Origin of the sequence: Pseudomonas sp. W15Feb9B, from assembly GCF_000828175.1 — a bacterium.
Classification (GTDB): domain Bacteria; phylum Pseudomonadota; class Gammaproteobacteria; order Pseudomonadales; family Pseudomonadaceae; genus Aquipseudomonas; species Aquipseudomonas parakoreensis.
In genome coordinates this window covers 1-26,442 of sequence record NZ_JTKF01000058.1, presented here as the reverse complement: position 1 = coordinate 26,442, position 26,442 = coordinate 1, and the positions used below count along the sequence as shown (strand labels likewise).

15 protein-coding genes are annotated in these 26,442 nt (G+C 62.7%); 5 read left to right on the top strand and 10 right to left on the bottom strand.

The genetic code is table 11. The features are described 5' to 3' along the window. Nucleotides 1-170: 170 nt before the first annotated feature. Entirely contained in the window at nucleotides 171-869 is a 699-nt protein-coding gene (locus OC71_RS24350; protein WP_041074194.1) for a glutathione S-transferase family protein, read from the bottom strand. Between the two features lie 225 nt (nucleotides 870-1,094). Here OC71_RS24350 and OC71_RS24345 point away from each other — a divergent pair, with 225 nt between their 5' ends. Beyond that, nucleotides 1,095-1,769, top strand: a complete 675-nt coding sequence (locus tag OC71_RS24345) for a hypothetical protein (RefSeq protein ID WP_041074192.1) — start codon at nucleotides 1,095-1,097, stop codon at nucleotides 1,767-1,769. Nucleotides 1,770-1,902: 133 nt separating this feature from the next. On the opposite strand, the gene mnmH is transcribed toward OC71_RS24345, so the two are convergent. From mnmH to OC71_RS24320, 5 genes are all read right to left on the bottom strand, one after another. Continuing rightward, complete coding sequence (mnmH, locus tag OC71_RS24340) at nucleotides 1,903-3,006, bottom strand: tRNA 2-selenouridine(34) synthase MnmH (protein ID WP_041074190.1); 1,104 nt, start codon at nucleotides 3,004-3,006, stop codon at nucleotides 1,903-1,905. Further along, nucleotides 3,006-4,040, bottom strand: coding sequence for a selenide, water dikinase SelD (gene selD / locus OC71_RS24335; protein ID WP_041074189.1), 1,035 nt, complete (start codon nucleotides 4,038-4,040; stop codon nucleotides 3,006-3,008). The genes mnmH and selD overlap by 1 nt, the downstream gene beginning before the upstream one ends. Before the next feature lie 196 nt (nucleotides 4,041-4,236). After that, entirely contained in the window at nucleotides 4,237-4,602 is a 366-nt protein-coding gene (locus OC71_RS24330) for a DUF4440 domain-containing protein (RefSeq protein WP_041074187.1), read from the bottom strand. Between the two features lie 98 nt (nucleotides 4,603-4,700). Continuing rightward, nucleotides 4,701-15,221 carry an autotransporter-associated beta strand repeat-containing protein gene (locus tag OC71_RS24325; RefSeq protein ID WP_041074185.1) on the bottom strand — a complete coding sequence of 3,507 codons (10,521 nt, stop codon included), beginning with the start codon at nucleotides 15,219-15,221 and terminating at the stop codon, nucleotides 4,701-4,703. Between the two features lie 321 nt (nucleotides 15,222-15,542). Continuing rightward, nucleotides 15,543-20,861: an autotransporter domain-containing protein gene (locus tag OC71_RS24320; RefSeq protein WP_084234288.1), complete on the bottom strand. Its 5,319-nt coding sequence runs from the start codon at nucleotides 20,859-20,861 to the stop codon at nucleotides 15,543-15,545. A gap of 283 nt (nucleotides 20,862-21,144) precedes the next feature. On the opposite strand from OC71_RS24320, the gene OC71_RS24315 reads away from it, so the two are divergent. Further along, entirely contained in the window at nucleotides 21,145-22,104 is a 960-nt protein-coding gene (locus OC71_RS24315; RefSeq protein ID WP_041074183.1) for a nucleoside-specific channel-forming protein Tsx, read from the top strand. A 14-nt stretch (nucleotides 22,105-22,118) separates the two neighbouring features. Continuing rightward, nucleotides 22,119-23,141: a purine nucleoside permease gene (locus OC71_RS24310; RefSeq protein WP_041074181.1), complete on the top strand. Its 1,023-nt coding sequence runs from the start codon at nucleotides 22,119-22,121 to the stop codon at nucleotides 23,139-23,141. A 65-nt stretch (nucleotides 23,142-23,206) separates the two neighbouring features. Here OC71_RS24310 and OC71_RS24305 read toward each other — a convergent pair whose 3' ends face one another. From OC71_RS24305 to OC71_RS24300, 3 genes are all read right to left on the bottom strand, one after another. Next, nucleotides 23,207-24,163 carry a zinc-binding alcohol dehydrogenase family protein gene (locus OC71_RS24305; protein ID WP_041074179.1) on the bottom strand — a complete coding sequence of 319 codons (957 nt, stop codon included), beginning with the start codon at nucleotides 24,161-24,163 and terminating at the stop codon, nucleotides 23,207-23,209. 30 nt (nucleotides 24,164-24,193) lie between these two features. Further along, the gene (locus OC71_RS27270; RefSeq protein ID WP_073471384.1) at nucleotides 24,194-24,367 is read right to left on the bottom strand and encodes a DUF1427 family protein; all 174 of its coding nucleotides are present in this window, start codon (nucleotides 24,365-24,367) and stop codon (nucleotides 24,194-24,196) included. Nucleotides 24,368-24,577: 210 nt separating this feature from the next. After that, on the bottom strand, nucleotides 24,578-25,345 hold the full coding sequence (locus tag OC71_RS24300) for a helix-turn-helix domain-containing protein (RefSeq protein WP_041074177.1): 768 nt from the start codon (nucleotides 25,343-25,345) through the stop codon (nucleotides 24,578-24,580). A 145-nt stretch (nucleotides 25,346-25,490) separates the two neighbouring features. Here OC71_RS24300 and OC71_RS24295 point away from each other — a divergent pair, with 145 nt between their 5' ends. Together OC71_RS24295 and OC71_RS24290 are read left to right on the top strand one after the other, a co-directional pair. Continuing rightward, complete coding sequence (locus tag OC71_RS24295) at nucleotides 25,491-25,718, top strand: DUF6555 family protein (protein WP_003223528.1); 228 nt, start codon at nucleotides 25,491-25,493, stop codon at nucleotides 25,716-25,718. A gap of 40 nt (nucleotides 25,719-25,758) precedes the next feature. Further along, nucleotides 25,759-26,031 (top strand): hypothetical protein, encoded by a 273-nt coding sequence (locus OC71_RS24290; protein WP_041074175.1) that lies wholly within the window; start codon nucleotides 25,759-25,761, stop codon nucleotides 26,029-26,031. 23 nt (nucleotides 26,032-26,054) lie between these two features. On the opposite strand, the gene OC71_RS27265 is transcribed toward OC71_RS24290, so the two are convergent. Beyond that, a complete protein-coding gene (locus OC71_RS27265; RefSeq protein ID WP_080963240.1) occupies nucleotides 26,055-26,222 on the bottom strand; it encodes a metallothionein in 168 nt (55 codons plus the stop codon). Nucleotides 26,223-26,442 lie beyond the last annotated feature (220 nt).

The window sequence follows — 26,442 nt, the reverse complement described above, 5'->3', positions numbered from 1 at the left end:
GGTACAAACCTGGATCAATCAAGACAGCATTACCGTCAGCGCAATAATCCGTCAGACCACATACGTTCCACTGTAGGAGCTGCCGCAGGCTGCGATCTTTTGACTTTGTTTTTAGAAAACCAGATCAACAGATCGCAGCCTGCGGCAGCTCCTACAGGGATTGGTGTTGATTACGAGGGAATGGTCAGGCCTTGAACAACCGCCGGCCGCGCCAGAAAACGCTCCAGCACCCGGGTCACATTCGGGAAATTGCTGATTCCCACCAGATCGCCCGCCTCATAGAAGCCGATCAGGTTGCGCACCCACGGGAACGTGGCGATGTCGGCGATGGTGTAGCGTTCGCCCATGATCCAGTCGCGACCTTGCAGACGTTTGTCGAGCACGTTGAGCAGGCGTCTGCTCTCCTCGACATAGCGGTCACGCGGACGCTTGTCCTCGTAGTCCTTGCCGGCGAATTTGTTGAAGAAACCGAGCTGGCCGAACATCGGGCCGATACCGCCCATCTGGAACATCAGCCACTGAATCGTCTCGTAACGCAGCGCGCCTTCCTGGGCCAGCAACTGGCCGCTCTTGTCGGCGAGGTAGATCAGGATCGCGCCGGACTCGAACAGCGCCAGTGGTTGGTCCTCGGGGCCGTGAGGGTCGAGGATCGCCGGGATCTTGTTGTTGGGGTTCAGCGAGAGGAATTCCGGTGACATCTGATCCTGGGTGTCGAAGCCCACACGGTGCGGCTCGTACGGCAGGCCGATCTCTTCGAGCATGATCGAGACCTTGACGCCGTTGGGGGTCGGCAGGGAATAGAGCTGAATCCAGTCGGGGTACTGCGCCGGCCATTTCTGGGTGATCGGGAACGCGGACAGATCGGTCATGGGAAACATCCAGTCACATGGAAAGCACTGATCATAATGTAGGAGCTACACGAACCGTAACATCCTGCGGCTAATGTGCATGAACCAAACCGGCCTCAGAGGACTCTGAGCTATGCCCTTCGTAACGGAAGCGCGACACACGACATGGACAACACCCGGTGCCGGGAGCCCGTGGTGTAAGGGTTGGTCAGCCCCAACCGAATTTGCTGAAGAATCCTATATTCAATGACGAACCTCATGAGTTTCGCCAAACGCTTCAAACATCGCGCCTATGTGGCCCTGCCCTCCCTGCTGGCAGTCAGTGCGCTGACCTTGTCGCTCGAATCGAGCCAGATTCGCGCGCAACCGGTGGACGGTACGCAGACGCTTATCTTCCTGCGCCACGCGGAAAAACCCGCCGGCGGTCTCGGCCAGCTCAACTGCCAGGGCCTGAACCGGGCGATCGAGCTGTCGACCCTGCTGCCGGAAAAATTCGGCAAGGCCGATTACGTGTTCGCCGCCGACCCGACACGCAATGTCGAGGAAGGCGAACTGGACAACTCCTACAGCTACATCCGCCCGCTGATGACCATCAGCCCCGCCGCGATCAAGCTCGGCCTGCCGGTGAACATCGAGTTCTCCGCCAACGATACCAGTGACCTGGCGCGGGAACTGACCGAAGACAAGTACCACAACGCGACGATCTACACCGCGTGGTCCCACGGTTATCTGCCGGAGCTGATCAACAAGGTCGCGGGCAACGCGGTCGGCGAAAAGCAGACCATCACCGATGACTGGGCCTCAGGCGATTTCGATTCGCTGTATGTGCTGACCCTGACCTGGCACAACGGCAAGGCCAGCCTGCAGAGCCACAGCTACAAGCAGGGGCTGGATAACGGCAAGGCGACCTGTCCGACTTGAGGGATTGGCTGTTTGTCGGTTCCTCATCGCTGGCAAGCCAGCTCCCACAGGGTTTGGGTGATGCTTACATTTACAGCATCCCTAAAACACTGTGGGAGCTGGCTTGCCAGCGATTGGGCCAGCAAAGCCACCCTCAAACCCGCTGGTTCACTCGCTCACGCAAATACTCCAGCACCGCCCCGTGCTCCCCGGCAAACTCGATCCGCCCGCCCTTCTTCTCCCGCTGGAACGCATACATCGGGTCGTAATACTCGCGCAACAACACGCTGATCCAGTCATGGAACTGCTCGACCGATCCGCTGCGCGCCTGCTCGGCCAAGGCCTCTTCCATCTGCAGTAACATCCGCTGATGGCGCTCGCCGCCCAGCCGGCGCTGGATATTGTTCAAGCTAGCAATCAACCGCTCGGCATACAGCGCAAAGCCCTGCTCGCCGTGCACGGCGACGAACTCGGCGTGCAGGTTGATCACATAGTCCTGCAGAATCCGCTCGACCCGCTGTTCCAGGCTGTCTTCCAGCCAGACCATCGGCGCCACTTGCATGCCTCGGTACAACGGCAGTGGCAAGGCACAACTGCCGACTACCCGGCTCTCGTCTTCCAGCACAAACTGCTGGACGCCGCCGGCGCGTTTTTTCAACACATCAACGGCCAGACGGTTTTCGAAATCGATATTGGTCGGTTGCCCGGTGGCGCGTTTGCCGAAACTCGATCCCCGATGATTGGCGTGGCCTTCCAGATCCAGACCATTGCGCAACTGCACCAGCAGTTCGGTCTTGCCGGTACCGGTCATCCCGCCCAGCAACACCAGATCGCACTCGGCCACGGCCTGATCGATCGTCTCCAGCAGGAACGTGCGCATGGCCTTGTAGCCGCCGCCGACACGCGGGTAATCGATCCCGCCCTCCTCCTTGATCCATTGCTGGACGATCTGCGAACGCAAGCCGCCACGAAAGCAATACAGGTAGCCGTCAGGATGCGCCCGGGCAAACTCGACCCAGCCCTGAATGCGCTGCTCACGGACCTCGGCAGACACCAGCCGTTCGCCCAGGGCGATGGCGGCTTGTTGTCCGTGCTGCTTGTAGCACGTGCCTACTTGCTCGCGCTCGCGGTCGTTCATCAGCGGCAGGTTGACCACGCCGGGAAATGCGCCGTGGGCAAACTCGACCGGCGCGCGGGCATCCATCATCGGCCGGTCGTTGAGGAAAATGTCGCGGTAATCGGTGCAGTCGCGGTACATCAGATCACCTCGACTGCGTGGGTCTGTCGCTCAACCAGCTCGCCAATCGGCGCCAGGTCCAGGCCTAGTTCGGCGGCCACGGCGAGGAACTCGTCGTTACCTTCAGGGGTGACCGCAATCAGCAGACCACCGCTGGTCTGCGGGTCGCACAGCACGCGCTTGTGCAACTCCTGCAGACGGCCGAGCTTGCTCGAATAGCTGTCGAAGTTACGCAGGGTGCCACCGGGCACGCAGCCTTGTTCGAGGTAGTACTCGACGCTGTCCAGACGCGGCACATGGTTGTAGCCGATGCGAGCGGTCAGGTGGCTGCCATCGGCCATTTCCACCAGGTGCCCGAGCAGGCCGAAACCGGTAACGTCGGTCATTGCGGTGACGCCGGCCAGTTTGCCGAAGCGGCTGCCCGGCTTGTTCAGGGTGCACATCCAGTCACGGGCCACACCAATGTCGCCGGGGCGCAATTTGCCCTTTTTCTCGGCGGTGGTGAGGATGCCGATGCCCAGCGGCTTGGTCAGATACAGCAGGCAACCGGCGGTGGCGGTGTCGTTGCGCTTCATGTGGCGCTTTTCCACCAGACCGGTCACCGCCAAGCCGAAGATCGGCTCCGGCGCATCGATCGAATGCCCGCCGGCCAGCGGAATGCCGGCGGCGTCGCACACCGCACGCCCGCCGCGAATCACTTCCCGCGCCACCTCCGGCGCCAGCACATTGACCGGCCAGCCGAGGATCGCAATCGCCATCAGTGGGTCGCCGCCCATCGCATAGATGTCGCTGATCGCATTGGTCGCGGCGATACGGCCGAAGTCGAACGGGTCGTCGACAATCGGCATGAAGAAGTCCGTGGTCGACACCACGCCGCGCTCGGCATCGATCTCGTACACCGCCGCGTCATCACGCGAGGCATTGCCGACCCACAGTTTCGGGTCAAGGTTCTGCGCTCCGCTGCCGGCCAGAATCACTTCCAGCACCTGCGGGGAAATCTTGCAGCCACAACCGGCACCGTGGCTGTATTGGGTCAGGCGAATCGGCTCGCTCATGGGAGAGTCTCTGGCAGTTGATGGGGCGGATTCTAGCAGAGCGCGGGCCGGCAGATTTTTGCGCTGAAAGTTCGGCCCCCTTCGCGAGCAGGCTCGCTCCCACAGTGGATCGCTGTCATCCACAAATCCTGTGTTCACTGAAGATCCGTGTGGGAGCGAGCTTGCTCGCGAAAGCTATCGACGGGTCTCCACGGTTTCACGGCCGGGCACAAAAGGTGCCCTGATGAAAAACCATCTGCCACTGCTCACCCTGCCGCCGCCACACCGAACTGCGCAGACTGTCCGCCGGCACCCGCTGGCCGCCAGCAACGGTATGGCAGTGATATGTCACCAGCGCCGAATCTTCCGACAACGGCTTGAGCGTGAACTGACTGATGGTACGTCGTGCAAACGCTTGCTGCGGCAGCGCTTCCAGCACAGCGGATTTATTCCAGATGCCGCCGCTGGCGCCGAATTCGACAAAGTCATCCGCGATCAGTCTTGCCAGTTCAGCAGGGTCCCCGCGGACAGCGCACGACAGCAGGCGGTCTTCCAGATCTAGCAAATGCTTCGACAGATCCATCTCGTTCCTACCTCATTGACTAATTCACTTGCCACAAAGGCTTGTGATTGTGCAAAAAAAACCGCCCTTTCGGGCGGCTAAAGTACTTCGACCATGATTCAGAAGCTTTGACTGAAGCTGATGTTGAACGCGCTGTCGTTGTTGTCGCTCGACACCTGGCCCGAGTAGCCGATGCCCAGCTTGCCGGTCGGGGTGACCTGGAAGTCGATGCCGGCTTCGAGCAGTGCGCTGTCCTTGGCAATCGGCACGCCCTGGGTGCTGAACGAGGCGCCGCCGTCGATGAAGGTCAGGTCGGCGTCAGGTTTGGTGTCGCCGTAAGCGTGCCGCCAGCCGATGGCCGCGCGTGGTGTCAGCTGGCTGCCGTTGGCCAGGGTCACCAACTTGCCGACGCGCACGCCGAGGGTCGAGTAGGTGATGTCCTGATCGGCGTCGGCCTTCAGGCGCCCCACTCCCCCTTTTTCCTTGCCGGTGTCGCTGTCGTAGTTGACGTAGGCCAGCCCGGCAAACGGTTCGATGGCGACGCCTGCCGCGCTGATTGCGTAACCCACTTCACCGAACACCTGCGCACTGCGTGCGTCGTAATCGGCCTTCAGGCGATCGTTGTAGCTGCCGACGCTGACGTCGCGTTTGGTCTCGATGCTGTGCCAGCTGTAAGCCGCGCCGAGGCGCACCGCCAGTGCATCGAATTGCGAGTTCAGATAACCGGCCAAGTGGTAGCTGTCGACCTTGGCGTCCGAGTTGCGATCATGCGCGTTGAGGTTGCTGCGGGTGTAGCCGGCAGCCATCCCCGCACGCCAGCTGTCATCCAGCGCCTTGTCGGTACCGAGCATGAAACCGCCGAGGTTGCGATCGACTTTGGCTGTGTTGCTGTCGCCCCCCATATCGCCCCAGGCACCGATGGCCCGGATCCAGCCGACCATTTCACCGTGGCAACCGTTGCTGCTCAGTTGCGTGTCACTCGGTGCCAGAGTACGACGCGGATCATCCGCAGCGCTGCACGATGGCTGGCGCATGCGGTCGTTGACCGCCTCGCGAATGAAGCGCGAGTCCTCAAGCAAGGCGCTGGCGGTGCTGGCGTGGATTTCCCCGGAGAGGCTGTCGAACGCATTGCGCGCACCGGCCACGCTGAGGTTGACGATCTGGTTCTGCAACGCCGCGCCAGCCGCACCGTTATTGGACAGTGCCGTGGCGGTGCCGCGCTGGTTACCGGTGGCGGCGACGTCGGCGAACGAGTTGCCGTTGCGGCTGACGGCTAGGGTGACCGAATCTGCACCGTAGACCAGCGAGCTGCTGAGGAACGCGTACTGCGGCAGATCGGCTGCACTGAAGGTACCGGTCACACCACCGCCCGCAGTGATCAGCGAATAAGTGGTATTACCGGTGAACGGCGCGAGGCTGTTGACCACCAGACCGCCACCCAGGGCTGCCGTGCCCCCCACCACCAACGGCGTCGCGGTTGGCGAACTGACCGTCAACGCCAACACACCGTCACTGGCATTGGTCAGGTTGCCGGCCACGCTCAAGGTACCTTCAGCGCCACCGGAAGCCACCATCCCGTGGTTGACCACCGAACCGACGCTGCCGTTACCGCTCAGGCCTGCACCGTTGGCAACAGTGACCTGCCCACCCAGCGAGGCCCGGGCCGCACGGCTGCCGACTTGCAGCACGCCTTGATCGACCGAGACGGTGCCACTGAACGGTTGATCACCGGTCAGCAACAAGGTACCAGTGCCACGTTTGGCCAGCGCCCCGGTGCCTTTGAGTGCACCGTTGAACCGGCCATTGGTGTTCTGCTGGAACACCAATGATGCGTTGTCGGTGATGTTGCCTTGCAGACTCGTGGTGTTACCGATCAGCGTACCGCCACTGACGGTGGTGCCGCCGCTGTAAGTATTGGCACCGGTCAGCACCAGCGTGCCGGAATCGAGTTTTTCGATCCCGCCAGTGCCGATCAGCGGCACATCGATTTGAGCGCTGGCACCGGCGTTCACGCGGATCGGTGCGGGCGTGCCGCCAGGACCATTGACCGGGGTCAGCGTGTCACCGGCATCCGGCACCAGGCTGTAGCCACCGACGAGGAATTGCAGGCCGGTGAAATTCTGATTGCCCTGCACGGTGACAACACCTGGCTGACCGCCAAACACCGCGAACTGACCATTGGCCGCCAGTGCTTGCGTGCCGCTCGGATCGGTCCAGTTGGTGCCCGGGCCCCACACGCCACTGCCGCCGCCGATGCTGCCGTCAGGATTGGTGGTGCCGCCGTTCCAGAACTGCACTTCACCCGGCGTGTCCTGCACCAGCAGGTTGACCTGATTGGCGATCGCGGTTTGCAGGGTCAGGTTGGCCGCCGACACCGGCAGGCTGCCGTAGACCAGACCGTTGTCGGTCAGGCTGCCACCGTAGCGGAACAGTTGATAGACCCCGGTGCCGAAGCCACCGGTGTTGCTGATATTCAGCGTACCGTCGAGGGTCAGGTTGCCGGCGACATTGACCACCGTGGTCGAACTGGCCGCCGAGCCGAGGCTGAAGTCCAGGTTGGTCCCCGAGGACAGCGCCAGCGCACCGACCGACAACGGCGTGGCCGAGCCGCCACCGCTCAGCGTTGCACCGCTGGCCAGTTGCACGTTGCCAGCCAGTTGCCCGCTGCCACCGATTTGCGCACCGCTGGCGACGTTGACGTTGGCGCTGTTGAGCACGCCGTTGACGATCAGGTCGCCGGCCTGCACCGAGGTGTTGCCGGTGAAGGTGTTGTTGCCCGTCAGGAGCAACTGACCAGTACCGGTTTTGTTCAGCGTGCCGCTGCCGGTGAGGTTGCCGGTGTAGCTGCCGTCGGCGTTTTGCGCGAAAGTCAGCGCCGCGTTGTTGACGATGGCGCCTTGCAGGCTGCTGGTGTCGCCAGTGGTCGTGCCAGCGTTCAGCGTGGTGCCGCCGCTGTAGGTATTGGCACCACTGAGCACGAGGTCACCGCTGCCGTTTTTCACCAGGCTGCCAGTGCCGGTGATGGCGCCGAGCAACGTGGTGTTCTGGTTGCCGGCCAGGGTCAGTTGCCCACCAAGGTTGACGGCATTGGCCAGTTGCAGCGCCGAGGTGCTGTCGAGGCTGCCGTTGCCGGTCACGCTCAATGCACCGCTGCTGATTGCACTATTGTTGCCCAGCACCAGCGTACCGCCAGCGAGTTGCGTACCGCCGCTGTAGGTGTTGCTGCCATTGAGGGTCAGGCTCGAAGCGCCGGACTTGATCAGGCTGCCTGCACCGCTGACCACACCGTCGAGGGTCAAGGCGTTGCTGCCAGCGACGCTCAGGCCACCGTTCACCACCACATCGTTGCCCAGCGTGACGGCCGCGTTGCTGTCCAGTGCGGTGCCGTCAGCGGCAGTCAAGACGCCAGTGCCCAGCGCCGCGTTATTACCGACGACAATCTTGCCGCCGTTGAGCGCGGTACCACCGGTGTAGCCGTTGGCGGCATTGAGCACCAGCGTACCGCTGTCGTATTTGCCGAGGGTGCCGCTGCCGTTGAGCGCTACGCCAACGGTCGCGGTGGCGTTCGGATCGACTCGCACCGTGGCGTTACCCAGCGAACCGTTGACCAGGTTCAGCGAACCCGCCGTGCCGTTCTGCAGGCTGTAGCCATCAGTGACGAATTGCAGGCCGGTGATGGTTTGCGCGCCGTTGACGGTGACCGTGCCGGCTGTGCCCTGGAACACTGCGAAATTATTGGTCCAGGCCTGATTGGTGGTGCCGTTGACATCGGTCCAGTTGGTGGTGCCAGTGCCCCAGGTGCCGCTGCCGCCATCGACCGAACCGTTGGCGACGAGTTGGTTGCCGTCCCAGAACTGCACGGTGACGCCCGGTGCGGTGACCAGCAAATTGATCTGGTTGGCCAGCGCGGTTTGCAGGGTCAGATCCCCCGGGGTGACGCTGCCCGGCACCGTGCCGATCAACATGCCGTTGTCGGTCAGGCCGCCGGTGTAGTTGATCAACCGGTACACGCCGCTGCCAAAACCACCGATGTCGCTGACGTTGAGGGTGCCGTCGAGGGTCAGGTTGCCGCCAACGTTGACCAGCGCATTGCCGCCACCGGAAACCGGCACACCGAGGCCGACATCGAAGTTGGAATTGGCGTTGAGCACCAGCGAGTTCACCGACAGGGTGCTGCCGGTGGCGCCGGCCAGGTGACCGCCATCGGCCACGGTCACGGCACCGCCCAGTGAGCCGCCGCCAGTCAGGGTGCCGCCGCTGTTGACCAGCACACTGGCGCTGTCCAGCGAGCCGCTGACGTTCAAGGTGCCGGCGTTGACCGTGGTGTTGCCGGTCAGGCTGTTGAGACCGGCCAGGGTCAGCGTGCCGGTACCGAGTTTGCTCAAGTCGCCAGTACCGGTGAGTACACCGGCAAAAAGGCTGCTGGCGTTGTTGCCGCCGATGCTCAAGGTGTTGCCGCCGCCGATCAGTGCGGTGCCACTGCCGGTCAGGCTGGCGAGGCTGCCGGAGCCGCCGAGATTCAGCGTCGCCGCAGCGCCGAGATTGACTCCGGCGTTACTGCCCAGCGCCGAATTGCCCAGCGTGGTCAAGCTGCCGGACTGCACATCGAAGGTGCCGCTGAAGGTGTTGTTGCCCGACAGTGTCAGGTCGGCCAGACCATTTTTGGTCAGGGTGCCCGCCCCGGCGATCACACCACCGAGGGTCAGGTTGTTGTTGCCGGCCACGCTCAGGTTGGCATTGACGTTGACGTTGTTCGCCAGCACCAGCGGCGCGGTGGTGTCGAGGGTCGACGCACCCGCCACGGTCACCGCGCCGGAGCCCAGGCCCGCCGAGGTACCCAGGGTCACGGTGCCGGCGTTCAGTGTGGTGCCGCCGCTGTAGGTGTTAATGCCGTTGAGGGTCAGGTTGGACGCGCCGTTCTTGATCAGACCGCCGGTACCGCTGACCACGCCGCTGAGCGCTACGTCGCTGTTGCCGGTGTTGGTCAGATTGGCGTTGAGCACCACGTTGTTGCCCAACGACACCGAGGTGTTGCTGTCCAGCGCCGAGGCACCGGCCACGGTCAGGTTGCCCAGACCGAGGGCGCCGTTGCTGCCGGCGGTCAGGGTGCCGGCGTTGAGGGTGACGCCACCCAGAAAGTTGTTGGCCCCGCTCAGGATCAGGTTGGCCGCGCCGTCCTTGGTCAGGCTGCCAGCGCCGTTGATCGCGCCGCTCAGCGTCAGATCGTTGCTGCCGACGATGCCGAGGTTGCCCGCCAGGTTGATCGCGTTACCCGCCGTGAAGGCGCCGCCGGCATCCAGGGTGGTGCCGTTCGCCGCGTTCAGGGTCGCCGAGCCCAGCGCGCTGTTCGACGCCAGAATCAAACCTCCCGCATTCAGCGCCACCGGCCCGAGGAAAGCGTTGTTGCCACCGAGGGTCAGGCTGGCCGAACCGTTCTTGATCAAGCCGCTAGTGCCGGAAATGACACCGTTGAGGGTCAGCGCATTGCTGCCGAGGATCGTCAGGTTGCCGTTCAGCGTGGCCGCGTTGGCCAGGGTCACGGCGGTATTGCTGTCGAGTTGCGTGCCGGCGTTGGCGATCAACGCTCCGCTGCCCAGCGCGGTGTTGCTGCCGACCACCAGGGTGCCGCCATCCAGTTGCATACCGCCGGTGTAGCTGTTGGCGCCGTTGAGCACCAGGGTGCCGGCGTCGAGTTTGTTGAGGATGCCGCTGCCGTCGATGTTCACGCCGACCGTGGCAGTCACGCCCGGATCAACCCGCATCGCCGTGGTGCCACCGCTGCCATTGACGGCAGTCAGTAGCCCCGATGTGCCGTTGACCACGTTGTAGCCATCGGTGAGGAATTGCATTCCGGTGAACAGTTGCGTGCCGTTGACCGACACCGTACCGGCCGTGCCCTGAAACACCGCAAAGTCGCCGGCCCAAGTCTGGTTCAGCGTACCGTTGGAATTGGTCCAGTTGGTGCCGCCGGCAGTCCATGTGCCGCTGCCGCCGTCCACATTACCGTTCGGGATGGTCTGGCTGCCGTCCCAGAAGCGCAGGTTGGTGTTAGGCGCCGACACCACCAGATTCACCTGATTGCCAAGGGTCTGCACAAGGATGTCGCCGAGACCGTAACCCACTGGTACACCGGCCACCGTCAGGCCGTTGTCGGTCAGCGCACCAATGTAGTTGAACAAGCGATAGACACCGACGCCGAAGCCGCCGGCATCGGTGACGTTGAGGTTGCCGTCGAGGGTCAGGTTGCCGCCGATGTTCATCAGCGAGGAGGTCGAGGGCGTAGCGAGGCTCGCGTCGACATTGCTGTTGGCGGTGAGAATCAGCGACGAGGTGGACAAGGTGTTGCCCGAGGACAACGCCAGATGACCGCCGCTGTTGACCGTGACGACGCCAAGCGCCGAACCAGTGCCCGTGAGGGTCGCACCGTTATTGACGTTGAGCTGGGAACTGGCCAGCGAACCGGTAAGGTTCAGCGTGCCGCCGTTGACGTCGGTGTTGCCGGTGATGCCGTTGCTGCCCGTGAGGTTCAGCGTCCCGGTACCGACTTTGGTCAGGGTACCGCTGCCACCGAGGTCACCGTCAAAGGTGCTGGTGCTGCTCACGCCGCCCACGGTCAGCGTGTTGCCGCCGGCGACCTGCACGCTGCCGCTGCCGCTCAGCCCGTTGAGGCTGGCGCTGCTGTTGAGATAGAGATTCGCACCTGCGCTGATGTTGGCGCCGGAAGTGTTGCCCAGCGCCCCGCTGCTCACGGTGGTGACGCTGCCGGAGGCGATGTTCAGCGCACCGGTGAAGGTGTTGTTGCCGCTGAGCGTCAGATCGCCAAAGCCGTCCTTGGTCAGGCTGCCGGCGCCATCGATCACGCCGCTCAGGTTCAGGGTATTGCTGCCGGCCAGGGTCAGGCCGGCGTTGAGGGTGATGTTGTTGCCGACACTCATGCCTGTGCTGGTATCCAGCGTCGAATCGACACCGACGGTCAGGCCGCCACTGCCCAATGCAGCGGCCGAGCCCAGTGTCAGCGTACCCGCATTGAGGGTGGTGCCGCCGCTGAAGGTGTTGGTGCCGTTGAGGGTCAGGTTGGCCGCGCCGTTCTTGATCAACTGGCCGGTGCCGCTGGCAACGCCGCCGAGGGTCAGGTCCTGGGTGCCGCCGACGCTCAGGGCCGCATTGAGCACGACCGCGTTGGCCAGGCTGGACAGCGGCGAACTGCTGTCGAGGGTTGCTGCGCCACCGACGGTCAAGGCACCGGTGCCGAGGGCCGAGCTATTGCCGACGGTCACCGTACCGGCATTCAGTGTGGTGCCGCCGACGTAGGTGTTGGTGCCGTTGAGGCTCAGATTGGCCGCGCCGTTTTTCACCAGGCTGCCAGCCCCGGCGACGGTTCCGGTGAGGGTCAGATCGGCGCTGCCGCCCACATTGAGCGCCCCGGCCAGGTTGACCTGATTGCCCAGGGTGACGGCGGTGTTGGTGTCCAGCGTGGTGCCCGCCGCTGCGTTCAATGCGCCGCTGCCCAGCGCGGTGTTGCTGCCGACAATCAGCTTGCCGACGTTGAGTGCGGTGTTGCCGAAGTAGGTGTTGGCGCCGTTGAGAATCAGGTCGGCGGGGCCGCTTTTGGTCAACCCACCGACGCCGGAAACCACGCCCGCGAGGGTCAGCGCGTTGCTGCCGCCGACGGTCACGTTGCCACCGAGGTTGACGTTGTTGGCCAGGCTCGTCGCGGTGCTGGCATCCAGCGTGGTGTTGTTGCCGGCGTTGAGCACGCCGGTGCCGAGGGCGGTGTTGGAACCGGCGATCAGTGTCCCGGCGTTCAGCGACGTAGCGCCAGTGTAGGTGTTGTTGCCGGTCAGGGTCAGGGTCGAAGAACCGGTCTTGATCAGGTTGCTGCCACCACTGATCACGCCGCCGAGGGTCAGCGGGTTGGCGCCGCCGGCAGTCAGGTTGGCGTTCAGGGCAATCGCGTTGTTCAGCGTCACGTTGGTGCTGCTGTTGAGCGTTGCGCCCGCGCCGCCCACGGTCAGCGTACCGGTGCCGAGTGCCGCGCCGTTGCCGACGGTCAGGCTGCCGGCGTTGAGCGCGGTGCCACCGGTGAAGGTGTTGGCGCCGTTGAGGGTCAGGTTGGCGGTGCCGTTCTTGATCAACTGGCTGGCGCCACTGATCACGCCACCGAGGGTCAGCCCGTTGCTGCCGCCGATCCCCAGATTGTTGTTGAGAATGACGTTATTGTTCAGCGTTACCGCTGTATTGCTGTCGAGGGTCGCAGCGCCGCCGACGGTGATATCGCCGCTGCCGAGCGCAGCGTTGGCACCCGCCGTGATGGTGCCTGCGTTCAACGCAACAGCACCGAGGAAAGTATTGGCGCCGTTGAGAATCAGGTTGGCCGCGCCGTTCTTGGTCAGCCCGCCGCTGCCGCTGACCACACCACCGAGGGTCAGGTTGGCGTTGCCGGTGATGTTCAGGTTACCGCCAAGGGCGACCGCGTTGCTCAGCGCGACGGTGGTGCTGGCGTCGAGGGTAGTGCCCGCCGCCGTTGTCAGTGCGCCGGTACCGAGCGCGGTGTTGGAACCGACGATCAGCGTCCCGCTGTTCAGCGCTGTGCCGCCGGAGAAGGTGTTGTTGCCGCTGAGGGTCAGGTTCGCGGTGCCATTCTTGATCAGGTTGCCGGCACCGCTGATGACGCCGCTCAGGCCCAGTGCCTGAGTGCCGCCGATGGTCAGGTCCGCCGCCAGCACGACAGCGTTGGCCAGGGTCACCGCGGTGGTCGCATCCAGCGTGGTGCCCGCCGCCGCGTTCAAGGCGCCCGTGCCGAGGGCGGTGTTGCTGCCAACGAGCAAGCTGCCGCCGTTGAGCGCGGTGGCGCCGCTGTTGGTGTTGTTGCCGGTCAGCGTCAGGCTGGCGCTGCCGCTTTTGGTGATCGCGCCGGTGCCGGACACAATACCGCCCAGGGTCAGGGCATTGCTGCCGAGCACGTTCAACGCGCCGGTGATGCCGACGTTGTTGGCCAGGGTCACGTTGCCGGTGCTGTCGAGGCTGGTGCCGTTGCTGGTGTTGAGCACCCCGGTGCCCAAGGCGTTGTTGTTGCCCACGCGTAGGGTCCCGGCGCTGAGGCTGGTGATCCCGGTGTAGGTGTTGCTGCCGTTGAGGGTCAGGCTGCCGCTGCCGGTTTTGGTCAGGTTGGCGGCGCCGCTGATCACCCCGCCCAAGGTCAGCGCACCGGTGCCGGTCGCGGTCAGGGTGCTGTTGAGCGTGATCGCGTTCGCCAGCGAAATCGGCGCCGTCGCTGAAATGCTCGAAGAGCCGCCAACCGTGATGCCACCGGTACTGAACGACTGGTTGTTGCCCACCAGCACCACACCGCCATTGAGCACGGTGTTGCCGGTGTAAGTGTTGATGCCGTTGAGGTTGAGCTGACCGCTGCCGATCTTGGTCAGGCCGCCGCTGCCGGAGATCACACCGTTGAGGGTCGTACCATTGATGCCCTGCAGGGTCAGGCCGCCGGCGCCCAGATTGATCTGGTTGGCCAGCGTCAAACCGGCATTGCTGGCCTGCAGGATCCCGCCGTTAGACGTCAGCACGCCGCTGCCGAACGCCGCGTTGTCGTTGAACTGCGCGACACCGCCATTGAGCGTGGTCGCACCGCTGACCAACGGCCCCTGCAAGGTCCAGGTGCCGCTGTTGAGGGTCAGGTTGTTGAAGTTGACGTAGGTCGCGCTGGACGCCGTGCCGGTCCCGGTGGTGCCGCCGCCGAGGCCGATCGGGTTTTGCAGGATCAGCGTGTTGGTGCCCGCTGCGCCGCCATCGATCGTGCCGGTCGGGGCGAAGGTCAGGTTGATGCCGATCAAGCCCCCGAGGCCGACGGAGACTTGCACACCGTCGCCGACGTTCACGCTGGAACCGGTGATCGCGTAGAAGGTGTTGGTGCTGCCCGCCCCCATCGACACACCGCCGGTGATGTTGCCGGCGTTGGTGAAGGTGTTGCCCGCCACTGACGTCTCGAACGCAATCCGGCCGTTGATGGTGCCACTGGCACTGTTGGTCATGTTGACTTGTGAACCGCCATACACCCCGACCACCGGGGTATCGGCCAGGGTGATGCCGCCGACCGACAGTCCGGTGGAGGTGATGGTGCCGTCGTTGGTGATGGTCGTGGTGCCCGACACCGAGTTGTTCACGCCAATCCCCAGCCCGTCGATGCTGGTCAGGTTGAGGCCGAGCAGCATGCCGGTACCGCGAATGATCCCGGTGGCGTTGTTGACGATGCTCACCGTGCTGGTCGCGCCGGTACCGATGAACGCACCACCACTGAGGATCGAGACCAGGCCCAGCAACGCCGGGTCGAGGGTGCCGGAGTTGTTCAGGTTGATATTGGCCCCGGTCAGGTTGATGACCTTGCCACCCAGCGTCGCGTTCATCTGCGCCCCGGAGTTGACGTTGACCGTCAAGCCGCTGGTGGCGCTGCTGTAGTCATTGAGAAACAGCGGCAGCGTAGGGACGCCCGAACAGGTAATCGTCGAACCTGCCGCCGAGCAGGTCGCGAGCGCCTGCTCGCTGACCCCGCCGAACAGCAGTCCGGCAACGCTCAGGTGCACAGCAAGGGAAAGAGGGGAAAAACGCGAAACGAGGGCGACACCAAACCTTGCTTCCACGGGCTACTCCTTGTCGTGGCCAAATTCTTCCTTGAAGGCGTGCAACGGCGGCGAGATACCGCACACGTATCAAGCGTATGACGGTCATCAGATAAACCGTCTATTCCAGACACACGCTAGTTGATGCCCTGCGATGGGGCACCGGTTAAATAGTGTTAATACTTTTGTGGGATAAGGCCCTGCGTGGATACTTCCAGCCGTTCTGAACAAGGGGTTGGGGGCTTTTTCAGGCGCCAGACAGAGGGATCTTCAACGCTTTCGCGTTCTGACCCCGGAAACAAAAAACCGCCCTGGCGGGCGGTCTGAGTGCTTCGGCAACGATCAGAAGCTTTGGCTGAAGCTGATGCTCATCGCGCTGTCGTGGCTGTCGCTGGACACCTGGCCCGAGTAGCCGATGCCGAGTTTGCCGGTCGGGGTGATCTGGAAGTCCACACCGGCCTCGAGCAGCGCGCTGTCTCTGGCAATCGGCGCGCCCTGGGTGCTGAACGAAGCGCCGCCGTCGATGAAGGTCAGGTCGGCATCAGGCTGGGTATCGCCATAGGCATGCCGCCAGCCGATGGCCGCTCGCGGGGTCAGTTGACTGCCGTTGGCCAGTGTCACCAACTTGCCGATACGCACACCGAGGGTCGAATAGGTGATGTCCTGATCGGCATCGCCCTTCAGCCGCCCCATTCCACCTTTTTCCCTGGCGGTGTCGCTGTCGTAGTTGACGTAAGCCAGACCGGCGAACGGTTCGATGGCCACACCTGCCGCATTGATGGCGTAACCCACTTCACCGAACACCTGGGCACTGCGGGCATCGTAGCGAGCCTTCAATCGGTCGTTGTAACTGCCGACGTTGACTTCACGTTTGGTGTCGAGACGGTGCCAGCTGTAGGCGGCGCCAAGTCGCACTGCCAGGGCATCGAACTGCGAATTCAGGTAAGTCGCCAGGTGGTAGCTGTCGACCTTGGCATCGGAGTTTCGATCATGGGCATTGAGATTGCTGCGGGTGTAGCCGGCCGCCATACCGGCGCGCCATTGCTCGTCCAGTTGCTTGTCGGTGCCGAGCATGAAACCGCTGAGGCTACGATCGACACTGGCCGTGTTGCTGTCGCCGCTCATATCGCCCCATGCGCCAATGGCACGGGCCCAGCCGACCATTTCACCGTGACAGCCGTTGCTGCTCAATTGGGTATCGCTCGGGGCCAGCGTGCGGCGTGGATCATCCGCAGCGCTGCAGGTTGGCTGGCGCATACGGTCATTGACCGCTTCACGCAGGAAGCGCGAATCCTCGAGAACCGCACTGGCGGTGCTCGCATGGATCTCCCCGGACAGATTGTCGAAGGCCTGCCGAGCACCTGCCACGTTGAGGTTGGCGATTTCGTTCTGCAACGCCGCGCCCGCCGGGCCATTGCGCGTCAACGCCGAGGCCGTGTTGCGCTGGTTCCCGGTAGTCGCAGCGTCAGCGAACGAGGTGTCGTTACGGCTGACCACCAGATTCACTGCGTTGGCGTCATACACCAGCGCTGTATTGAGGAACGTGTACTGCGGCAGATCGGCCGCGCTAAAGGTGCCAGTCACTCCACCGCCGGCAGTGATCAGCGAATACACCGTGTTGCCGGTGAACGGCGTCAGGCTGTTCACTTGCAGGCTTCCACCCAGCGCCGCTGTACCACCAACGGCCAGAGGTGTAGCGGTCGGAGAACTGACGGTCAGGGCCAACACGCCGTCGGCGGCGTTGGTCAGGTTGCCGGCCACGCTCAGGGTGCCGGCCTCGGCACCCGAAACCAGCACACCGTGGTTGACCACCGAACCGACACTGCCGTTACCGCTCAAGATTGCGCCATTGGCCACGCTCACCTGCCCGCCCAGGGAGCCCCGCGCCGCGCGGCTGCCGACCTGCAGCATGCCTTGATCCACCGAGACCGCGCCGTTGAACGGCTGATCGCCGGTCAACAGGAAGGTCCCGGTACCGCGTTTGGCCAGCGCACCGGCTCCGCCGAGTCGACCGTTGAAGGCGCTGCTGGCGTCGTTGCTGCCGATGCTCAAGGTGTGGCCAGCGCCGATCAATGCAGTGCCGGAGCCGGTCAATCTGGCCAGATTCGCCGAGCCACCCAGATTGAGCGTCGCAGGCGCTTCAAGGTTGAGACTGGCGCCGTTGCCCAGTGCCGAGTCGCCGACGGTTGTCAGGCTGCCGGCCCGGAAATCCAGGAGACCACTGAACGTGTTGGCGCCCGTCAGTTTCAGATCAACTTTGCTCAGATGGGTCAACGTGCCGGTGCCGGCAATCACTCCGTTGAAGACCATACCGTAGGTCAGAGATTGACTGCGAGTCACCGTCAGGTTGGCGTTGAGGTCGATGTCGTTGTCAAAAGTCGTCGGATTACCCGATTCAAGACTCGAATCACCGCCTACGATCAGCTTGCCAGTGCCCAAAGCACCGGAAAATGCGCTCAGCGAGCCGCCATTCAACGTGAGGCCACCGGTCCAGTTTCTGGCCTCAACGATGTGCAGGCTGGACGAACCGTTTTTGATCAGCCGACCGCTGCCGCTGACGTCGCGCAGGGATGTCGGTACGTCGCCGGGGAGCGTCAGGTCAGCGTTGAGCACCAGGCGGTTGGTAAGCTCGACCCGATCAATAGCGGTGAGAACCGATGCGCCGTTGACAACGATAGGCCCTGGGCCCGTAGAGCGATAGTCTTGCAGAGTCAGTGTCCCGCCATTCAACACCGTTCCACGGAAGGAGCTGTTACTTCCGATCAACGTCAGGTTGCCTGTACCGTCCTTGATCAGGCCACCCTCGCCAAGGATCATACCGCTCAACGTCAGATCGTTATTGCCAAGCAGGTGCAGGTCGCCTGTGAGGTACATCGTATTGCCGATATTCAAGCCACCCGTCGTTTCCAGCGTGGCGTCATTCGCCACTTTCAGGGCGCCGGAACCCAGCGCCGTGTTCGAGGCCAGAAGCAGGCCACCGGCATTCAACGTCACCGGCCCAAGGAAGTTGTTATTGCCGGCGAGCGTCAGGACGGAGGCGCCATTCTTGGTCAGCCCGCCTGTGCCACTGATAACGCCGTTGAGCGCAAGGTCGTGATTGCCGCCCACTGTGAGGTTGCTGTTGAGAGTGATCGCGTTGTCCAGCGCGACGGCCTTGTTGCTCTCCAGTTGCGTGTCCGCATTGGCGACCAGTGCGCCGCTGCCCAGCGCCGTGTTGCTGCCGACCACCAGCGTGCCGCCATCCAGTCGGGTTCCACCGGAATAACTGTTGTCGCCGTTGAGTACCAGCGTACCGCTGTCGACTTTATTGAGAATGCCACTGCCGTTGATGTTCACACCAATCGTTGCGGTCACCCCCGGATCGACCCGCATCACCGTAGTGCCACTGAAGCCGTTGACAGCGGTCAGTTGCCCCGCTGTGCCGTTCACCAGGTTGTAGCCATCGGTGAGAAATTGCAGACCGGCGAACCGTTGAGTGCCATTGACGGACACCGTGCCGGCCGCGCCCTGAAAGATGCCGAAGTCGTCACCCCAGGACTGATTCAGCGCGCCGTTGGAACGGGTCCAGTTCGTGCCGCCGGCGCTCCACGTGCCACTGCCACCGTCCACCGTTCCATTGGCGATGGTCTGGCTGCCGTCCCAGAAGCGCAGGTTGCTGTTCGGTGCCGCGACCACCAGATTGATCTGGTTACTCAGCGCCTGCACCACCATGTCGCCGAGACGGTAACCCAAGGGTACGTCGGTCACGGTCAGGCCATCGTCGGTCAGAGTGCCGGTGTAGTTGAACAAGCGATAGACACCGACGCCGAAACCACCGGCGTCTCTGACATTGAGGTTGCCGTCGAGGGTCAGGTTGCCGCCGATGTTCAACACCGGCGTGCTCGATGGAGTTGCAAGGCGCACATCGACATTACTGTCGGAATCGAGGATCAGTCGGCCTACGGACATCGTGGTGCCTGAGGACAATGCCAGGTGTCCGCCGTCGTCGATGTGCACCTGTTGCTGAATCGAACCACTGCCGGTCAGGGTGGCGCCGCTTTTGACGTCAACCGAGCTGTTCAGCAATCCGCCGACGTTCAAGGTACCGCCATCGACAATGCTTGAACCATTATGAAAGTCGTTGTTACCGGTGAGCGTCAGGGTACCGGTGCCATCTTTGATCAAGCGAGACGTATGGATCTCGCCGTCGAAGGTATTGCTGACGTCATTGCCCACGTAAAGGCCTTGGCCCGACACGTACACGTTACCGGCGCCATTCAGCCCGCCGAGAGAGAGATTGCGTTCAACGTAGAGATTGGTGCCGGCACTGAGGTTGACGATGGGATAGCGGCCGACCGCGCCGCCGTCATGCGCGTAGACGTTGCCGGAAACGATATTCAAAGGACCTTTGAAGATGTTGTACAGAGCCCCGAGCGTCAGATTGCCAGAGCCGGTCTTGGTCAGACCGCCGCTGCCGGATATCATCCCGCTCAAGGTTATGTCGTTGCTGCCCTGCACGGTCAGGCCGTCGGCCCCGAGGCTGATCTCGTTGGTCAGTGTCAACCCGGCATTGCCGGCCTCGATAGTTCCGCCGTTGGAAGTCAGGACACCGTTACCGAACGTGGCGTTGTCATTGAACCGGGCAATACCGCCATTGAGGGTGGTGCTGCCGCTGACCAATGCCCCCTCCAAGGTCCAGTTGCCGCTGTTGACGGTCAGGTTGTCGAAGTTGACGTAGGTGGCGCTCGATGCCGTGCCGACACCGCTGGTGCCGCCGCCGACACCGGCCGTGTTCTGCAGAATCAGGTTGTTGGTGCCACCTGCGCCGCCGTCGATCTGCCCGGTGGGGGCAAAGGCCAGATCGACGCCTGCCATGCCGCCGAGCCCGGCACCACTCTGCACGCCATCACCGATTCCAACGCTGGAGCCGGTCACCGCAGTGAAGGTGTTGTGACTGTTCGCACCCAGCGAAACACTGCCATTGATGCTGCCGGCGTTGGTGAATGCGTTGCCACCCGCCGACGATTCGAACGCCACCCGCCCGGTAATCTGGCCTGTGGCGCCGTTGACCATGTTCACCTGGGAACCACCACCGTGTACCGCGACCACGGGAGTATCGGCCAGAGGAATGCCGGGCTGGACTCCGGTTGAGGTAATGGTGCCGTTATTGATAATTCGGGTGACGCCGCCCGCCGGGTTGACGACATTGATCGCCAGGCCACCGAGATCAGTCAGGTTCGGCCCCTGCACCATGCCGGTGCCACGGAGGATACCGCCAGCATTGTTGAGCACGTTGATCACGCCTGGCGCGCCACTCGCCCCCAGCAACAGAGCACCGCTCAATTGCGACATGGGGCCGGTGTACGCCGGGTCGATGGTGCCGGAGTTGTTCAGCGTGACGTTGCTTCCCGTCAGGGCTATCGCGGAGCCTCCCGGAACGGCATTCATCGCTGCGCCAGCATCGACATTTACCGTCAGACCGTTGGCAGCACTGGCGTAGGTGTTGAGGAGCAGCGGCAAGGTCGGCACACCGGTGCACGTCACGGACGAGCCGACGGTTGCGCAACTGGCGAACGCCGGTGCGCTGAAACCGCCGAACAGGAGTCCGACGACGCTCAGGTGAACAGCAAGAGAAAGGGGGGAAATACGTGATCCGAGGCCAACACCAAACCTTGCTTCCACAAACAACTCCTTATGTGGTCAATTTCGTCCTTCGAGGCGTGCGAAAGTAAGCAGATTCGACAGACTAATCAAGCAGATCTCTAACATTCAGCAACAGTTTCCCATCCGAATCCAAGCGATACCCCACTTTCAAAAATCAAAGCCATTGCGACCTTTTTCAGTTTTCAACTTTGATAATTGGTACGGCTTGTGCAAACGTTTGCGAAGCGTCAATGCCGCCACTTTCGTAACACACCCGTACAGGCCCGCCGCTCCGGGCCTTGATCCGCAAAAAGGACTTTGAATGCACGTTTCTTCCTGCCACCGCCGTCGCGGTGTGCGCACCTTTGCTGTTTCCCTGCTACTGACCGGCGTTACCGGAGTTCTCAGTCAGACCGCGCTGGCGCAGCCTGCCCTGCCTGAGGAATCCGCCCAGGGCGAAGCCCTCAGCCCCGAAGCCAGTCCGCCGAAAAAAGGCGCGTACCTGTCGGACTGGTACAACCAGGACCTGATGCTGATCGGCAGCAAGGACATCAGCTTCGGCCCGCAGCCGGCCGATGATATTTACCTGGAATACGAGTACTTCGGGCGCAAGGGTCCGTTCGAGCTGTACGGCTACATCGACATTCCGAAGATCTTCAACATCGGCAACAGCCACGACAAAGGCGTGTGGGATCACGGCTCGCCGGTGTTCATGGAGCACGAACCGCGCATCTCCATCGACTACCTCGCCGGCCGTAGCCTGGCCATCGGGCCGTTCAAGGAATGGTACGTGGCGTTCGACTGGATCTACGACCACGGCAGCCGCAAGGAAAACCGCGCCAACACGCTGTACAGCGGTTTGGGTACCGACATCGACACCCACTCGCGGGTCAACCTGTCGGCCAACCTGTACGGGCGCTACCAGTGGGAAAACTACGGCGCCAGCAACGAATATTCGTGGGACGGCTACCGCGCGCAGCTGAAGTACATCGTGCCGATCGACAAATTCAGCAACGGCGCCTCGCTGACCTACATCGGCTTCACCAACTTCGATTTCGGTTCGGACCTGCACAAGGACAACCCGGCGCGCACCGCCAATGCCACGGTGGCGACCAATGTGTTGCTGTACTCGTTCACCCACCTGCGTTTCACCCTGGTTGGCCGCTACTTCCACAACGGCGGCAACTGGGAGGACGGCAGCGAGCTGAATTTTGGCGACGGCAATTTCCGCGCACGTTCCAATGGCTGGGGTTACTACGCCGGCATCGGTTATCAGTTCTGAATCCAGGAGCCATCATGAAAGCAATGACGCGTGTATCACTGGCCGCTGCGGCCCTGCTCTCTTCCAACGCTTGGTCGGGCGAGGCGCCGATTCAACCGAAAGTGGTGCTGATCACCATGTTCGCCCCGGAGGCGCAGCACTGGATCGATCGCCTCGAGCTCAAGCAGGAAATCCGCGTGCCGGGCCTGTCGGCCGAATACCCGACTATTCGCTGCAACACGCAGCAGGTGTGCCTGATGACCACCGGCATGGGCCAGACCAACGCCGCCGCCTCGACCCTGGTACTGGCGCTGTCGCCGAAATTCGACCTGCGCAAAAGCTACTTCCTGATTGCCGGGATTGCCGGCATCAGCCCCAAACACGGAACCATCGGCACCGCCGCGTGGGCGCATTACCTGGTGGAGTTCGGCACCCAGTGGGAGCTGGATTCGCGCGATGCGCCATCGAACTGGCCGACCGGTTACCTCGGCATCAACACGAAAGGCCCGAACGAAAAACCGCCGCTGGACTACAAGACCGAAGTCTTCGAACTCAACCCGAAACTGCAGGCCAAGGCCTTCGCCCTGAGCCACAAGGTCGAACTGAGCGAGAGCAAGGAATCGGCCGCGTGGCGCCAGAAATACCCGGCAGCACCGGCCAATCAGCCCCCCGTGGTCACCCGTTGCGACACGCTGGCGGGCAACACCTGGTTCTCCGGCACGCGTCTGAGCGAACGCGCCGAGGTCTGGACCAAACTGCTGACCGATAACAAGGGCGAATACTGCACCACCCAACAGGAAGACAACTCCACCTACGAAGCCTTGCTGCGCGCCAGCCGCGAGGGTCTGGTGGACGTGCAGCGCCTGGCCGTGGTGCGCGCCGGTTCCGACTTCGACCGCCCGGCGCCGGGCGGTAGCGAGGTGGACAATCTGCTGAAGTACGCCGATCAGGGCGGGTTCGTGCCGGCGCTGGAAAACCTCTATCGCGCGGGTAATCCGCTGGTGCAGGACATTCTGAAAAACTGGTCGGCATGGGAGAACGGCGTCCCACAATCCTGAGCCCGACAACGATTCCTGTGGGAGCTGGCAAGCCAGCTCCCACAGGTTATGCGGTGTCTGGAAGATCAGGGAATCAGGATGATCTTGTCACCACTGCCCTGATTCACCTTCGCGTAGCTGTCCAACCCCTCCGCCAGAGGCACTTCCACCCACTCCTGCGGCAACGGCAACAGCCCCTCATCGAAGAACCGCCCGAACTGCTCGAGCATCGCCGCACAGGCTTGCACGCCGTACAGCAGCGAGTTGATCCCGATCACCGAACCGCCCTTGCGGTACAACGCCAGCGCTGGCAATTGCACGTGGCCGTCGACCGGCGCGGCGATGATCGCGATGCGGCCGAACGCTGCCAGTGCCGCCACCGAGGCGGGCAGCCAGAAACCGGTGGTATCGAAGACCACGTCAGCGCCGCCGCCGTACACCGCGTTGACCTGCGCGCCGAGGTCTTCGGGCTTATCCAGCTGAATCGTCGCATAGCCCTGTGCCTGCAACGCCTTGACCTGCTCCGGCCGCCGCGCAGCCGCGAGGATCTGCGCGCCGCGCACCTTGGCCAATGCCAACGCCGCTGTCGCCACCGCACCACCGCCGATCACCAGCAAACGGGTTTCAGCGCTCACCAGGCTGCGCTCCAACGCATCCCAAGCGGTGGTGTAAGGCACGCCGAGGCTGGCCGCCTGAGCGAAGCTCAAGTGCGACGGTTTATGCGCCACGCCATTGGCCGGCAATTTGACGAATTGCGCGTGCGAACCATCGGCAAAAAAGCCCAGTTCGCGCCCGGTGCCCCAGACTTCCTGACCGAGCAACGCCTGCGGGCCTTCGACCACGACACCGGCAAAATCGCGCCCGGGAATCCGTGGCAATGTGGTGTAGGGAAACCGCCCGAGTACGTTCTTCACATCGCTGGGGTTCAGACCGGCGGCCTTGATTTCGACCAGCACGTCATCAGCGCCGGGCACCGGGGTCGGTACGTCGACGAAACGCAGGGAGGACAGGTCGCCGGTTTTATCGAATTGCAGTGCTTTCATGAGGACATCCACCAAAGGAAAAAAGGACATTCAGGACAACCAACCGGCGACCAGTTGCCGGCCCAGCGGCCACAGCTGCTCACCCGCGAGCATGCCCAGCAGCCCCACCAGCGCGATGGCCGGTGGCGCCGGGGAGCGAAAATCCAGCGCGCCATAGAGCAGGCCGACGCCCAGACCGATGGCCAGCGAAATCAGGTAGTTCATGGAAAACTCCGCCGCGTGAAAGGAATGGGCAAAGTCTAGGGAAGGATCGGCAGAGGTGTCGGCCAAGGACTTCTGAATTTCGGCCAAATCCTGGAAAGTCACCACAAAACCCTGTGGGAGCTGGCTTGCCAGCGATAGCGATTTGTCTGCCCTGAAGATATTGAATGTGCCGACGCCATCGCTGGCAAGCCAGCTCCCACAGGATTGTGTTCAATCAGTGGAGAATTGCGAAGGCGCCACCCCCAACTCACGCCGGAACATGTCACTGAAACTGCTCGGCGAATACCCCAGCTCCCGAGCGATCGCATTCACCGGCACGCCCTGAATCAACTCGGCCACCGCCGTCGCCAGTTGCACCTGCCGCCGCCATTCAGCGAAGCCCATGCCGAGGCTGTCCTTGAACAGCCGCGCCAGCGTGCGCACACTGGCTCCGGCGTTTTCCGCGTGCTGCTCGAACGGAATGTCCAGCGACGGCGCCGCCATCACCGCCTGACACAGGTTCATCAAACGCCGGTCGGAATCGTCGGGCAGCGGGATCTTCAATGGCGAGCGCCGGGCACGCTTGAGTTCCAGCAACGCCAGCCCGACCAAGGCGTCGTAATAAGCCGGCTCGCCGCTGTGACCCTGCTCCACCAAACCGACGATCAACTCACGCAGCAGCCCACCGACCTCAATCACCTGTACCGTCGCATCCAGCGTTGCCGCCAGCACCGGGCGCAGGTAGATATTTCGCATCTGCAAGTCCGACACCACGCGAATCCCGTGGGGCACTCCAGGCGGCAACCACACCGCCCGCTGCGGCGGCACCACCAGCGCCTCATGCGGGGTCTCGACCCACATCACCCCGCTCATCGCATACAGCAACTGCCCCCAGACATGCTCGTGCGGCTCGATGAACAATCCACGCGGATAGGTACGCGCCAGCGGTTGCACCGGCACATCGGTATCCGTCAGATCGGGGGGTGCGGCGAGGGCCATGGCGAGTATTCATTGGGGTTGGCGGAAGGCGCATGGTAACCAGTCGGTCACAGCGCCGCCAACGATAGATACCGTCGGACAATCCGAATGAATTTTCGCGACGCGCCGCGATCCTTCTAATACCACAGGGAGGAATACGGGCTTTATGAACAACGCAAAACTGTTTGTCATCGATTACACCCTTCACGGCACGCCCAAGTCGTTCATTATCCGCTCGGACAAAATGGACAACGCCGAGGCGTGGCACTGGGCAAGCTGTGATGCCGGCGTGGGTCGCATCCCGCGTTTCGGCCGGGAAAAAGTGCAAAAGACCAGCAAACCGATGGCGGAGAAATTCGGCGTGGAAAACGTCACATGGCGACCGGCGAGCTAGACTCTCGCCAGGCAGTGGGGACTCTTTGGGGGCGTACACAATGACCAGCATCTTCAGCCCGGCGCATCTGGATTATGGCCTGGACACCTTTTTCGGACGTATCACCAGAAGCGTGGACTGTCAGGTGGGTCTTGAAGCTGTCGAAGACGACCCCTATCGCTTCGCCTTGCGCGTGCCGGCGCCGTTACCGGAGGACCTCGACCAGGCGAAAACCGTGGTGGTCAGGGTCGAAGGCCGGCGTCTGCAAGGCACGGTTCGCCATACCGAACGGCTGGATGATGAAAGCCTGAAACTGCAAGTGGAGCCTGATTAGGCTCCACTTTTTTTTGCGCGCGGTTATTTGGGGTGGGCGCAATGGCAGCCTTTGCTTGAGCACTCTTCACCGCCCTTGTGGTGATGCGCGCAAGCCTCGCAGCAATAGTGTTTGCCGTGCACGGCGTAGGCGTGTTCGCCTTCCTTGATGGTGCATTTGCAGTTTGGGCAGTCACATTTTCTATCGGGCATGGGGGCAGACTCCTTTTTGGGTGGTTGTCTGGGCTTGTGGGATAAGCCGTAAATAGCAGTGTAGGAGCTGCCGAAGGCTGCGATCTTTTGATCTGGTGTTTTTTGCGGGATTGGGTGTATATCCGTTCGTGCTGGCGATATTGGGTGAATATCCATTTGTGCTGGCGATATTGGGTGAATATCCGTTTCTTCGGGTGCTGCCGCTGGCGGTTTCGCTCTT